This window comes from Gilliamella sp. Pra-s60 (assembly GCF_009795755.1).
GTDB lineage: Bacteria > Pseudomonadota > Gammaproteobacteria > Enterobacterales > Orbaceae > Gilliamella.
Map to the genome: position 1 here is coordinate 1 of NZ_WTFA01000007.1, position 14,474 is coordinate 14,474.

At 35.1% G+C, this 14,474-nt stretch carries 12 protein-coding genes; 7 read left to right on the top strand and 5 right to left on the bottom strand.

Features of this window, described 5'->3' with window-relative positions; all coding sequences use genetic code 11:
* Positions 1-184 precede the first annotated feature (184 nt).
* A complete protein-coding gene (gene yccS, locus GQ596_RS06300) occupies positions 185-2,329 on the top strand; it encodes a YccS family putative transporter (protein ID WP_160400838.1) in 2,145 nt (714 codons plus the stop codon).
* Positions 2,330-2,718: 389 nt separating this feature from the next.
* On the opposite strand, the gene nfo is transcribed toward yccS, so the two are convergent.
* A complete protein-coding gene (nfo, locus tag GQ596_RS06310) occupies positions 2,719-3,567 on the bottom strand; it encodes a deoxyribonuclease IV (RefSeq protein WP_160400839.1) in 849 nt (282 codons plus the stop codon).
* Between the two features lie 20 nt (positions 3,568-3,587).
* Complete coding sequence (gene yejK / locus GQ596_RS06315) at positions 3,588-4,592, bottom strand: nucleoid-associated protein YejK (RefSeq protein WP_160400840.1); 1,005 nt, start codon at positions 4,590-4,592, stop codon at positions 3,588-3,590.
* Positions 4,593-4,768: 176 nt separating this feature from the next.
* On the opposite strand from yejK, the gene GQ596_RS06320 reads away from it, so the two are divergent.
* Positions 4,769-6,148, top strand: coding sequence for an MATE family efflux transporter (locus GQ596_RS06320; protein WP_160400841.1), 1,380 nt, complete (start codon positions 4,769-4,771; stop codon positions 6,146-6,148).
* An 84-nt stretch (positions 6,149-6,232) separates the two neighbouring features.
* On the opposite strand, the gene GQ596_RS06325 is transcribed toward GQ596_RS06320, so the two are convergent.
* The 3 genes from GQ596_RS06325 to GQ596_RS06335 all read right to left on the bottom strand — a co-directional run bounded on the left by GQ596_RS06325 (position 6,233) and on the right by GQ596_RS06335 (position 8,815).
* Positions 6,233-6,916, bottom strand: a complete 684-nt coding sequence (locus GQ596_RS06325; RefSeq protein WP_160400842.1) for a tetratricopeptide repeat protein — start codon at positions 6,914-6,916, stop codon at positions 6,233-6,235.
* 121 nt (positions 6,917-7,037) lie between these two features.
* Positions 7,038-7,937 (bottom strand): DMT family transporter, encoded by a 900-nt coding sequence (locus GQ596_RS06330; protein WP_160400843.1) that lies wholly within the window; start codon positions 7,935-7,937, stop codon positions 7,038-7,040.
* Positions 7,938-7,948: 11 nt separating this feature from the next.
* Positions 7,949-8,815: a YicC/YloC family endoribonuclease gene (locus tag GQ596_RS06335; RefSeq protein ID WP_160400844.1), complete on the bottom strand. Its 867-nt coding sequence runs from the start codon at positions 8,813-8,815 to the stop codon at positions 7,949-7,951.
* Between the two features lie 157 nt (positions 8,816-8,972).
* Here GQ596_RS06335 and rph point away from each other — a divergent pair, with 157 nt between their 5' ends.
* From rph to GQ596_RS06360, 5 genes are all read left to right on the top strand, one after another.
* A complete protein-coding gene (rph, locus tag GQ596_RS06340) occupies positions 8,973-9,689 on the top strand; it encodes a ribonuclease PH (protein ID WP_160400845.1) in 717 nt (238 codons plus the stop codon).
* Between the two features lie 13 nt (positions 9,690-9,702).
* Positions 9,703-10,350 (top strand): orotate phosphoribosyltransferase, encoded by a 648-nt coding sequence (gene pyrE / locus GQ596_RS06345; protein ID WP_160400846.1) that lies wholly within the window; start codon positions 9,703-9,705, stop codon positions 10,348-10,350.
* A 262-nt stretch (positions 10,351-10,612) separates the two neighbouring features.
* Positions 10,613-12,178 carry a type I restriction-modification system subunit M gene (locus tag GQ596_RS06350; protein WP_160400847.1) on the top strand — a complete coding sequence of 522 codons (1,566 nt, stop codon included), beginning with the start codon at positions 10,613-10,615 and terminating at the stop codon, positions 12,176-12,178.
* Between the two features lie 2 nt (positions 12,179-12,180).
* Complete coding sequence (locus tag GQ596_RS06355) at positions 12,181-13,329, top strand: restriction endonuclease subunit S (protein WP_202113762.1); 1,149 nt, start codon at positions 12,181-12,183, stop codon at positions 13,327-13,329.
* 17 nt (positions 13,330-13,346) lie between these two features.
* Entirely contained in the window at positions 13,347-14,471 is a 1,125-nt protein-coding gene (locus tag GQ596_RS06360; RefSeq protein WP_160400848.1) for an anticodon nuclease, read from the top strand.
* Positions 14,472-14,474: the final 3 nt, after the last annotated feature.

A 14,474-nucleotide genomic window follows, 5' to 3' on the forward strand; every position in this document is an offset into this window, starting at 1 on the left:
CCAAGAAAACGGCATAAGTTTAAAAGCCCTGCCTCCTTTTATTCGAAGGAGCTAAGAAAAATTGCACTTCATGGTGTAATCTAGGATTTTTTAACAAAAAACTACCAGTAATGACACACTCTTCCCCAAGCTTCCTCAATATAGTATCCTATTAACTATTATCTCATTTAAAGTTCATATACCCGTGCACGCATTCATTTTTGCTTTACGCAAAGTCTTTTATAGCAGTAATCTTCTTTTTAGTCTTCGAATGTTAATTAGTTTGACTGGGTCAACCTTGGTTCCTTGGTATTTTGGACAAACATCCTTAGTTATTCCGCTTACACTTGGCGTGGTGGCTGCAGGTTTAACCGAGATCGATACCCGTTTATTAAGTCGCTGTATTAATTTAGTTCTTACACTAATCTGTTTTGCTATTGCGACTTTTTCGGTTGAGTTGTTATTTGATGAGCCAGTGTTTTTTATTGTTGGTTTGGTGTCTTCGACGTTCATTTTTATTATGCTTGGTTCGCTTGGACAGCGTTATGGCGTGATTGCCTTTGGGTCACTTTTGATTGCTGCTTATACTATGCTTGGGCATAATCTATACACTGACAATTATACGCTGCCTTGTTTTTTATTGCTTGGTGCGCTTTGGTATAATGTTGTTTCATTAATTGAATCTATTATCCAACCCATTCGTACAACCCAACAATCGCTATCACAGTGTTTTATTCATTTAGCACAATATCTTGATGCTAAAGCCGCTATGTTCGATCCTGATGAATCGGATGGTTTTAAAAAACAAACATTGCAATTAAATAATGCTAATAATCAACTTATTAGTGCATTCAACAACGCTAAGCGTTCATTGTTTAATCGATTAAAAAGCTATCGTGGTCAAGCTTATATTAGAAAACTACTCAGCTATTATTTTGTAGCGCAAGATATTCATGAGCGAGCTAGTTCAGCGCATGGACATTATCAAGCACTGAGTGTTCATTTTAAGCATAGTGATATTTTATTTCGATTTGCACGTATTTTAAATTTGCAGGCTAAAGCATGTGCTCAGTTGGCAATAGCAATTAAATTAAATCAAACTTATCAGCATGATCCGTTATTTTCACGCTATTTTTCTTATCTTCAAGAAGCAATTAATCAATATCACACTAGTAGTAACTCTAATATGCTAATGGTTAAGGCTATCAAAAGTTTACATCAAAATTTGTTATCTATCGATTTGTTACTTGCCAATATTGATACCGAACAGCATCTGTCAAAAGAGCAAGAAGATAACCAGTTAATTGATGAAGAGTTAACTTGTTTCCATGATGTTTTTGTTAAAATTAAAAGTAATTTGACCGTTAAGTCAGCACTATTTCGCCATGCAATTCGTATGTGTTTGGTATTTTCTGTGGGATATATGATTATTTATGCTTCTGATTTGTCGCATGGATATTGGATTATTTTGACTAGCTTATTTGTGTGCCAACCAAACTATTCCACGACAAAACATCGGTTAAAATTACGCGTACTAGGGACGATTTTGGGGATTGTTGTGGGAATTCCGTTAACATTTTTATTCCCAAGTATACCGGAGCAGTTGGTATTAATTATTATTACTGGTTGGCTGTTTTTTCTATTTAAGAATTCACAATACGCTTATGCAACTGCATTTATTACGTTGCTGGTGTTTTTTAGTTTTAGTTTGATTGGTGAAAGCAGTATTGAAGTTGCGGTTTTACGCATTATTGCAACGTTAATTGGTTGTTTTATTGCTTGGTTTGCTGTGAGCTTTATTTGGCCTGATTGGCAGTTTAGAAATTTGCCTAAACTTGTCGATCGTGTCTGCCATGATGATAGTCATTATTTGGCGTTAATTGGTCGTCAATATCTGACTGGAAAAACTAATGATGTCATGTATCGTTCGGCAAGGCGTGCAGCACATGATAGTAATGCAGATTTATCATCATTAATTAGTTTAATGACCAAGGAACCCCATATGAATCCTGTCGTTATTGATAAAGGATTTCGTTTATTAACACTAAATCATACATTGATTAGTTATCTTTCAACTTTAGGTGCACACCGCGATAAACCGCTTTCAAAACAGACGTTCGAGCTATTTGATGATCTGTCGGTCTATATTATTAATCTATTAAATGATAAAAAGATCGACAGCGAATACCAAGCTATTAAAAGATCCGTTACTGATTATATTGAAACAATTTCAGTCAATTCAGTAGATGACGATAAAGCCAATAATGATCTGTTAGTTATGCAACAATTGGCTTTGATTTTGGATATTTTGCCGGAGGTTGTCATGCTTGCAAATGAATTAGAACATTAAATAGGTTAATAAGGAAATTGACCTTTAAGCCACGTTACTAGCATTTGAGGAATCATTTACTCTTTCATTGGTAAAAATGTTAAGTACACATAAATACTAACACATTATTTTTTGAGTACTATCAAACTAACTCATCACGCCAAATGTGAGTTGATTTCTGTTTAATATTGCAACAGGTAAACCTAGACCTACATTCACTGTTGCCATCGAATTTTTTCAATTAACTGACATTTGCAATGATATCGCTCAAAATAATATTGGGTATTATCATATACCACTATTTTGTTACGCGTATTAAATATAAACACCTTCAAAGCCTATTAACAAGTCTTAAAGGTGTTTGTAGTCGTGGAGTTTGAATTTTCAATTTAAAAATAGAAAATATTTTTCTATTCTCGGTTTATCTGTTCCTTTAACCAGCTTATTTCTTGTGCCCAAATATCAGGATCAATGGTTTCTAAGATAAGAGGAATTTCGTCAATTCTTGGATCTTGCATAATATATTTAAATGCCACTTCGCCAATATTGCCTTTGCCTAAACTGTGATGGCGATCGACATGGCTAGCAAATTCACTTTTGGCATCGTTTAAATGCATACCGCGCAAATATTGAAAACCGACGATTTTTTCAAATTCTGCAAAGGTCTCTTGGCAGGCTTTTTCAGTACGGAGGTCATAACCTGCGGCAAAGGCATGGCAAGTGTCAATGCAGACGCCAACACGGCTTTTGTCTTCAACTTGGTCTATGATTTGCGCAAGATGTTCAAATTTATAACCTAAGTTAGATCCCTGCCCTGCAGTGTTTTCAATAACAGCAACGACGTTTTGTGTTTTATCAAGCGTGATATTGATTGATTCGGCAATGCGTGCAAGGCATTCATCTACAGAAATTTGTTTTAAGTCACTTCCTGGGTGAAAGTTAAGCAATGTTAGTCCAAGTTGTTCGCATCGTTGCATTTCATCTAAAAAAGCAGTGCGTGATTTTTCAAGTTGCTCTCTATCAGGGTGACCTAAGTTAATTAGGTAACTATCGTGTGGCAAAATTTGTTTGCTGGTAAAGCCATATTTTTCACAGCGTTTTTTAAAACTATCAATAGTGGCTGTTTCAAGGGGTTTGGCGTGCCATTGCCGTTGGTTTTTGGTAAATAGCGCAAATGCGGTTGCGCCAATTTGATAGGCGTTAATTGGAGCATTGTCTACCCCACCTGCTGCGCTAACGTGCGCACCAATATATTTCATTTTTGAATTTCCTGCTGATATTAGTTTGAGCCACTGTTTCGTTGTAATTGATCACGTAAGTTAGGTGGTACACCTTTTATTACCAGTGAGTCGGTTTGTGGATCCCATTTAATGCGTTCGCCAAGTAGTTCTGAATCGAAGCTTAAGGTTAGTCCTCCACCACTGCCCGAGAATTTTTTGAGTTGTCGCAATGCACTACGATCAACGGGAAAGGTGTCTTCTAAGTCATATTCGCTGTTTTTAATAAATTCGATAAAGTTGTTATCACCGCTTGTTGGTAATTCGTTAGCTAGGTTTTTTAGCTCTATTTCTTCACCCGCTTGGTGTTGAGCTTGGCAGTAGTTGTAAACACTTTCACGCGCGTTGGTTTTGTCTTGTTTGTCAAATTGCATTTCTTGGCAGTATTCGTCAACCGCTTTAACCAGTGTTTTGTTTTGCGCTTTGGCATCTAACCCTTCGCTTGCGCCTAAATAGTCCATGAAAAAGTCCGATACTTTGCGCCCTACTCGACCTTTTAAGAAAGTTAGGTATCGTTTTGAGTCGGCTTGGGTTTCCCATTCTGTGATGTCTATGCGAGCAATAATGTCTGCATGGTCAATATCAAGGTGTTGGGTTTCGCTGATATCTAGATCTTCATTAACTAGCATACTTGAACAGCTGTTTAATACAGCAATAATTAAGTATTCGACAGCTAAATAACGGTACTGACAAAATACGACTGTTCCCCCTTCTGCAAAAGGGTATTTAGCAAGTTCATTGCGTAGCTGTTTGGTTGATTCTTGGCTAAAATGTAAAAAATCTTGGTTACCTAAGCGTAACTCTTTTAGGGATAGTTCAAACAAACTTTCGCTATTAAAAAGCCCATATGCTTTGCTTTTATTGTTATAAATTCGGTTGATATCTTCAATCAGATTTATAACGGCTTGCTCATTACCTAGCGTTGAGTCACGCAATTGTAGTTCGATCTCGGTATCACTTTTTCTAACCAATTTATGCAATATGATATTTTCGATTTGTACACTCATTAGGCATCCCTGTTTAGATCTTGAAAAAATAGTGTTCATTTTATCAAAACACGAAAAAAGTGCTATCAACAATTAATAAGTCTGTTAGACTAGTAAGGCATAATTTCAAATTTATACTCAAGCGTATATCTTATCTGAAACTTCTTTACAATATCTAACGATAGGAATAAAAAAATATGGTGAAATCTCACGATATTTATCATGATTTTAGGCAAAAAAAAATTAGTGCTTTGTTTTGGCAATATGCGTTACCCGCCATTATTGGGACAATTGTTAACACTCTTTATAATATTATTGACGGTGTTTTTATTGGCCATTGGATTGGGCGCGAGGCATTAAGTGCCGCCGGTCTTATTTTGCCGGTAATGAATTTGGCAGCAGCAATTGGTATGTTAGTTGGGATTGGTTCGGCCAGTCGAATTTCGATTTTTTTAGGTCGTGGCGATAACGACAAAGCCGAAAAAGTCGCTGGTACGTCATTTATGCTAACTGCAGTACTGAGTGGTTTTACGTTATCAATGCTGCTTATTTTTATTGATCCTGTGTTGCGATTTGTTGGTTCTAGCCCCGTTAACCATGTTTATGCCAGAGAGTTTTTAGAGATTTTTTTACCTGGTAGTATCTTTTTAACCCTGACTTTTAACTACAATAATATGATGCGTGCAAGTGGTTATCCATTTAAGGCAATGGTCACCATGTTTGTTAGTGTGATTGCCAATATTATTTTAGCGCCAATTTTTATTATCGGTTTAGGCTGGGGTATGCGTGGGGCTGCATTCGCAACAACATTGTCGATGATGATTAGCTTTGTATTTGTTATGCAACATTTTTTAAATAAGAATAGTAATATCAAGCTTTATCGTCGTAATTTTAAGTTAGATTTTTCAATTGCAAAGTCAGTTATATCAATCGGTTTGTCACCTTTTTCAATGCAAATGGCCGCTTCAATCGTTGTGGTGTTTATTAACTGGCAACTTAATCGTTATGCACCACTTGCTGGCGTATCTGGCGATGATTCAATTGCTGCTTATTCTAATGCTAACCGGCTTATTACTTTAGTGATTATGATTGTCATTGGTATCAATCAAGGTATGCAACCTATTATTGGTTATAATTATGGTGCTAAAAATTATGATCGCGTTAAAAAGACGTTCTTTTATGCAGTTAAAGTAGCAACCGTTGTAACTTCACTCGGTTTTGTCCTTGGATTTTTTGTTCCTGATACGTTGGTGCGAGCATTTAGTTCAGAAGAAGATCTTGTAGCATTATCCGCCATTGCTCTACGTTTTACTACATTGTCTTTTGTTTTTGTTGGTTTTCAAATGGTAACTACTAGCTTTTTCCAATGTATTGGTATGGCAAAAATTTCGATTTTACTGAGCCTTTCAAGGCAGATTTTGATTTTGTTACCAGCGCTTTATATTTTGCCATTATTTTTTGGTTTCAATGGTGTTTGGGTAGCAGCACCAACGGCCGATCTGTTATCTACTGGTACAGCTTGTATTGTGCTTTACTGGTATTTTAAATCACTCAAAAAAAGACATTGCTGTGATTAATGCTATTGTTTAAGCTATTAAAATAGAAAGGGGCTAAATGCCTTTTTCTATTTGACTCAATTTTATTTACTGCAATAACGATTTTTATTTTTGTTTGCATAAGTCATGCTCAATTCCATTTTCACAAGCTTTTTGAAATAATTCTTTTGCTTTTTGATCATCTTTTGTAACACCATAACCATTAGAATATATCACGCCAAGATTCCATTGAGCGTAAGGATCATTTTGCTCGGCGGCTTTTTCAAACCAAATTTTAGCTAAATTATAATCTTGTTCAACATTTTTACCATCAAAATACATATCGCCTAAGGCATATTGAGCATCACTATTACCATTTTCAGCCCCTTTTTGGTACCATTTTTGAGCTTTTGTTAGATCTTCTTCAACTCCTTGGCCTTTTTCGTACAAAACACCTAAATTATATTGAGCTTCAGCGTTTTTATCAGCCACTTTGAGATACCATTCAAAAGCTTTGCTGTAATTTTGTTCTACTTCTTCACCTTTATAATATAAGTTACCGATATTTAAAGCGGCCTCTACAATACCTTGTGCTGCGGCCTTTTTGTACCATTCTATTGCTTTTTGTGCATCTTTTGTAACAGAAATACCATAAAGGCACCTAACGCCAAGATAAAATTGTGCTTCTGGATTATTTTCTTCTGCCGCTTTTTTGTATAGGTCGTCAAAACTCAAATCTCGAAAATTTTGAGCATAAGATGGGCTTGAAAAACAGATGAACAATAAAAGTAACGCAACTAATTTTTTCACGTTATATTCCTTATTACTAAATAATTATAGAGCTAAATATATATTTTTAATTATTATAAGCTAAAGTGATTAGACTATCTTTAGTAAAACTAAAAGAAAACAAAGCTCTTTTAATTTCGTTCTATGTCGAAGTTGAAATTTTTATGACGCTTGATAGAGTCACAAAAATAAGACATAGAAAAACCAATATAATACCAACCCACCCAATCAAAGATATTTGTTCAGCAATAATTAGCATCGCTAATATAGTCGCAATAACAGGCTCTAATAAGCTGATAGTAATAGCCGAGCTAGCCGATATTTTAGATAATCCATAACCATAACATAAATACCCCATAAACATGGGGATCAATGCCATATAAATGCAAACAGTAATATTGATTAGTGAGTCAAATAATGTAGCACCTGTGAGTAGCATAACCGGTATGAGTAAGATACCACCACACCCAAAAGTTGCTCCCATGGACGATTTTGTTGAGATGCCTTTTAACATTAATTGTCGTGCAGACCATGAATATAAGGCATAGGTAAATCCAGCAATTAATCCTAATAAAATACCTATAGTGGTGTGTTCATATTGTGTTGTGGTGGAATTATCTTCTGAAAAGGCAAGTAAAATTATCCCCAAAATACCACAGGCAGCTCCTATTACCCATTGTTTAGTTAGGCGAAAATCGCGACTAATATATTCAATGAGGGCCGAAAGGATCGGCGCAGACCCAATAGAAACCACCGTTCCAATTGTTACACCTGATAAGCGCATAGAGCTATAAAAAGCTAAAGGATAAATCATAACAGCAATAGCACCAACAATAAGTAGGCAAAGATGTTTGATTAATAAATGACGCTCTTTGATTATTTTAGATATCGCCAATATGCATTGTAAAATTCCGCCGATGCCCATCGCTAGCGAACCAATAAGCAAAGGAGAAAGCGAGGGCGCAAATGTAGCAGCTGTGCCCGTTGTCCCCCATAAAATAGATGCTAATATGACAGCTAAAATACCAAGTACTTTATTCATTAGTTCGGTGATTACTCAATGTTTTGTACTTGCTCTCTAATTTGTTCAATAAGCACTTTGAGTTCAATCGCACTGGCTGTCACATCAGCATTAATTGATTTAGATGCAATAGTGTTAGATTCTCGATTAAACTCTTGCATCATAAAATCAAGTCTGCGCCCTACTGCTTCGTTTTTCTTTAAAATAGAATATGTCTCTTTGACATGTGTCATTAAACGATCAAGTTCTTCAGCGACATCAATACGTTGTGCAAGCATAACTATTTCTTGCTCAAAACGAGAATTATCAAGCTCAATATTGGCTTCTTCTAATTTACTTTTTAGTCTCTCTTTTTGCCATTCAAGAATTTCTGGCATCCATTGACGGATTTTGCCAACTTCTGCTGTGATCGCTTCTAATCGTTTGATAATAAGATCACAAAGCGCTTTACCTTCGCGTTCACGTACTGTAATAAACTCATCTATCGCAGTATCAAGTAGCGCTAAAATTTCTTGCGAAATAGTATCTAAGTTTTGCTCTTTTGCCGACATTACACCCGGCCAGCGTAATACATCAATAGGGTTAATTTGAGCTGAGTCGTGTTCGGTTTGCACCCAACTTGCAGCGTTAATTATTTGTTTAGCTAGATCTTTATTTAATGAAAGCTCTTGATGTTGTGTTGAAGGATCTAATTCAAAGCGTAAATTACATTCGATCTTTCCACGAGTCAGGCGGCTTCGTAATCTTTCGCGAATGATAGGCTCAAGTGAACGAAATTGCTCTGGCAAACGAATATACGTTTCTAAGTAACGTTGGTTAACTGAACGTAATTCCCAAGAAGCAGTCCCCCATGGTTGGTTTAGCTCTTTTCTTGCATAAGCAGTCATACTTGAAATCATAATAACATCCTAAAATTGTAAAAAACTTGCTGGGCATTGTACCATAAATTCTGTATAATGCGCTCTTAGCTTAGGCTAAACATTGACTTATCTTGTTGATGTCCTCCTAAATGATTAACTCAAAACTAATTTTAAACAGAAACTGTTGGAGATATGCATGCGCCCTTCTGGTCGATCTGCGGAACAAGTCCGCCCAATCAAAATAACCCGTCATTATACTAAGCATGCAGAAGGTTCTGTATTAGTTGAATTTGGTGAAACCAAAGTACTTTGTAATGCCTCTGTTGAAGATGGGGTTCCTCGCTTTTTAAAAGGACAAGGCCAAGGGTGGGTAACAGCTGAATACGGTATGTTACCTCGTGCAACCAATTCAAGAACACAGCGTGAAGCCGCTAAAGGTAAGCAAACAGGCCGAACAATGGAAATTCAACGCCTTATTGCTCGCTCATTACGAGCAATGATTGACTTAAAGCTACTAGGCGAACATACCATTACACTTGATTGTGATGTTATTCAAGCCGATGGCGGTACTCGAACAGCATCAATTACTGGTGCTTGCGTTGCTTTAAATGATGCTATTAATCAAATGCTAGCAAATGGAAAAATCAAACAAAACCCAATAAAATCGTTAGTTGCGGCTGTTTCTGTTGGTATTGTTGAAGGGGAAGCGCTTTGTGATTTGGAATACATAGAAGATTCAAACGCCGAAACCGATATGAATGTTATTATGACCGATGATGGACGAATCATTGAAATACAAGGCACTGCAGAAGGCGAGCCATTTAGCCATGAAGAGTTATTACAATTATTAGCATTAGCAAAAAATGGGATAGCGACCATTATTGATGCTCAAAAACAAGCCTTAAAAGATTAATTGGAGAAAATCAATGAAATCATACAAAAGTGAATTTATTGAATTTGCATTAAATAGACAAGCCTTAAAATTTGGTGAATTTACTCTAAAATCAGGTAGAAAAAGCCCTTACTTTTTTAATGCAGGTTTATTTAATACAGGAAAAGATCTTGCATTGTTAGGCCGTTTTTATGCTGCCGCATTGATGGATGCTCATTTAGAGTATGATGTAATTTTTGGTCCTGCTTATAAAGGTATTCCAATCGTTTCATCAACCGTGGTTGCCCTTTCTGAACACCACAATGTTGATGTGCCTTATTGCTTTAACCGCAAAGAAGCCAAAGATCACGGTGAGGGTGGTAACTTAGTTGGTAGCTCTATTTATGAACAGCGCGTCATGTTAGTTGATGATGTAATTACCGCCGGTACCGCAATTCGTGAATCTATGCGGATCTTAGAAGACAATAAATCTAAACTTGCAGGCGTATTGATCTGCCTTGATCGCCAAGAAAAAGGTCGTGGTGAACTTTCAGCCATTCAAGAAATTAAACAAACTTATCACTGTGATGTTATTTCAATTATTACGTTAGATGATTTGATCCAATATCTTTACAAAGATCCAACTCGCAAAGATCAAGTGGGACTTGTTGAAGCATATCGTAATGAGTATGGAATAAAATAAACCCTCTCCTATTTGGTATACTTTTTTGTTGTATACTTCTGCTCGATAAAAAAGCATCGAAAGGTGCTTTTTGTTTTTTAGGCTATAAAACTCTACTTTTATAATTTACTTTTGGTTAAAATACCTGTCTATTTGAATACAATAAAAAATAAATATTTATTATTTGTTTATCGCATTTAAAATAATGTAAAACTAATGTTGACACATAAAGTTAATTTACATTGACTAGATATACTCCATTTCATACAGGAAGATAAAAAATATGAGTTTAATTGATTCCCAATCAAGCAACAGTAGTCAACAACGCGATCAGCTACAACGCCAAATATGGAAAATTGCCGACGAGGTAAGAGGTGCTGTTGATGGGTGGGATTTTAAGCAGTATGTGCTTGGCTCTCTGTTTTACCGCTTTATTAGTGAGAATTTTGCCAATTATATTCAAGCTGACGATGACAGTATCGATTACAGTACATTACCTGATGATGTTATTACCGATGAAATAAAAAAAGACGCAATAAAAACTAAAGGTTATTTTATTTATCCTAGCCAATTATTTTGTAAAATTGTAGCGGAAGCAAACACCAATCCCAGTTTAAATACTGACTTAGCTAATATTTTTAATGCCATTGAAAGCTCAGCTATTGGCTACCCTTCAGAAAGCGATATTAAAGGATTATTTGCCGATTTTGATACCACCAGTAATCGATTAGGAAATAACGTTGCCGATAAAAATAAACGATTAGCTGCAGTACTTAATGGTGTGGCCGAACTTGATTTTGGTGATTTTAAAGATAATCAAATCGATCTGTTTGGTGATGCTTATGAGTATTTGATCTCTAATTATGCTTCGAATGCGGGTAAATCAGGAGGCGAATTTTTTACACCGCCGAATGTGTCAAAATTAATCTCACAACTCGCTTTACATAACCAAAAGACTGTAAATAAAATCTATGATCCAGCAGCAGGTTCTGGTTCTTTGTTATTACAGGCAAAAAAGCAGTTTGAAGATCATATTATTGAGGATGGATTCTTCGGTCAAGAAATCAACCATACTACCTATAACCTTGCCCGTATGAATATGTTTTTACATAATATCAATTATAATAAATTCGAAATCGCACTAGGTGACACGCTAATTAACCCTCATTTTGGTGATGAAAAGCCATTTGATGCCATTGTGTCTAATCCGCCTTATTCAATTAAATGGATTGGTAGTGATGATCCAACCTTAATTAACGATGACCGCTATGCTCCTGCTGGTGTGCTTGCGCCAAAATCGAAAGCCGATTTTGCCTTTATTATGCATGCACTAAGTTATTTGTCCGAGTGTGGGCGAGCGGCAATTGTTACCTTTCCGGGGATATTTTATCGTAGTGGTGCGGAACAAAAAATTCGCAAATATTTGGTCGATAATGATTTTGTCGAAACTGTAATCTCGCTCGCACCAAACTTATTTTATGGCACATCAATTGCGGTTAATATTTTAGTGCTTGCCAAAAATAAAACCGTCAAAACCACACAATTTATTGATGCCAGCAAACTGTTTAAAAAAGAGACCAATAATAATATCCTAACTGATGAGCATATCAAAACTATTATGCAGGTATTTGATAGCAAACAAGATATCCAATATTTCGCTAAATCAGTTGATAACCAAACCATTGCTGACAATGACTATAATCTATCAGTCAGTTCGTATGTTGAAGCCGAAGATACCCGTGAAGTGATTGATATCAATCAACTTAATGCCGAAATAAAAGATACTGTGGCTAAAATTGATAGCTTACGCTCTCAAATCGATGCAATTGTGGCGGAGATTGAGGGATGATTATGCGTAATAATATAACTGAGTTATTAAAAGGTGTTGAGGTTGAGTGGAAGACGCTGGGGGAAGTGGCTAAAATTACAATTGGTGAATTTATACATCAAAACAACCAAGCTGAATCAGCTAAATATCCAGTATACAATGGAGGAATTTCACCTACAGGTTATTATAATAACTTCAATAATAGAGGACATAAAATAATTGTAAGTGCTAGAGGAGCAAATGCTGGATTTGTTAATCGTATTTCTAAACCTTATTGGGCTGGCAATAGTTGTTATTCTATAGGAATAAAAGATTATTATAAATTGAATTGGATATTTGTTTATTATTTTTTAAAAGAAAATGAAAAAAATTTGATTGGTAGTCAACAAAAGGGAAGTATTCCATCGGTTTCGAAGAAACAAATGGAAAAATTCCAAATCCCCATCCCTCCTTTATACGTTCAAACCGAAATTGCCCGTATCCTAGACACATTTACTGCCCTAACAGCAGAGCTAATAACAGAGCTTACTGCAGAGCTCGCTGCACGGAAAAAACAATACAACTATTATCGAGATAAATTATTAACTTTTAAAAAGGATGATGAGGTTGAGTGGAAGCCTTTAGGAGAAATTCTTCATAGAACTAAAGGCACCAAAATCACTGCATCTAAAATGAAAGAAATTCATAAAAATAATGCACCATTAAAGATCTTTGCTGGTGGTAAAACATTTGCTTTAGTCAATTTTGAAGATATACCTGAAAAAGATATCAATCAAGAACCGTCTATTATTGTAAAATCCCGCGGTATCATTGAATTTGAATATTACGATAAACCATTTTCCCATAAAAATGAAATGTGGTCATATCACTCCCAAAATGAACAGATTAATATCAAATATGTTTACTATTTTTTAAAAACTAAAGAATTATATTTTCAAAATATTGGTAGTAAAATGCAAATGCCGCAGATTGCGACACCTGATACTGATAAATTTATCATTCCAATTCCATCTTACAAGATACAGAATCGCATTGTAAAAATCCTAGATAAATTCGATGCGCTCACTAATTCAATCACTGAAAGTTTACCGCGTGAGATTGAATTACGTCAAAAACAATATGAATATTATCGGAATTTATTATTAGACTTTCCAAAAGTGCAAGAATCATAAGGTAGAGTTATAAAAAGATGAATACCACATTAAGGAATATTGCTGAAAAGCTGGATAAAAACAATAAAAAAATCCAATTAATCTATGCCTTTAACGGTACAGGTAAAACACGTTTATCTCAAACCTTTAAGAATTTAATTATATCACAGCATAAAGACGATAAAGAAAATAATGCAGCCTTAACAAGGCACAAAATCCTTTATTATAACGCCTTTACTGAGGATTTATTTGCTTGGGATAATGATAAACACCAAGAGGGTGAACATCAATTAATCATTCAACCTAACTCATTTACTGACTGGATTTTGAAAGACCAAGGACAAGACCAAAATATTATTCGTTACTTTCAATCCTATACTCATCAAAGATTACTGCCGCATTTCAATGAGGATTTTTCTGCTATTACTTTTTCACTAGCAGGAAATAATGATCAACGTATTGATAATATCAAAATATCAAAAGGCGAAGAAAACAATTTAATTTGGAGTATTTTTTTCACGCTGATTAATTTAGTTATTGCAGAGCGCAATATTACAGAAAAAAGCGAACGCTCGACAAATGAATTTGACCATTTACGCTATATTTTTATTGATGATCCCGTCAGTTCATTGGACGAGAATCATCTTATCCAATTGGCGGTAGATATTGCCCAATTAATCAAATCTAGTGAATTCAAATCCAGTAAATCTGATATTAAATTTATTATTACGACCCATAACCCACTATTTTATAATGTACTTTATAATGAATTAGATTTAAAAAAAGGCTATATTTTAAGACGCTTTGAAGACGGTAAATTTGCATTAGAAGAGAAAAAAGGCGATTCAAATCACTGTTTTTCTTATCATCTTTATTTAAAAGATATTTTACAACAAGCCATTAACGAAAAAAAAATTGAAAAATATCATTTTACCTTATTACGTAACTTATATGAAAAAACCGCCTGTTTTTTAGGGTATCAGCAATGGTCAGAATTATTACCTGACAATAAACAGGCTTATTTAACACGAATTATCAATTTTACAAGTCATTCAAAATTATCCAATGAAATGCTCCCTGAACCTTCCGAACCTGAAAAGCAAATTGTTGCCTTTTTACTTAATCATTTACTCGAAAATTACAATTTTAAACATTTGGAATAGACT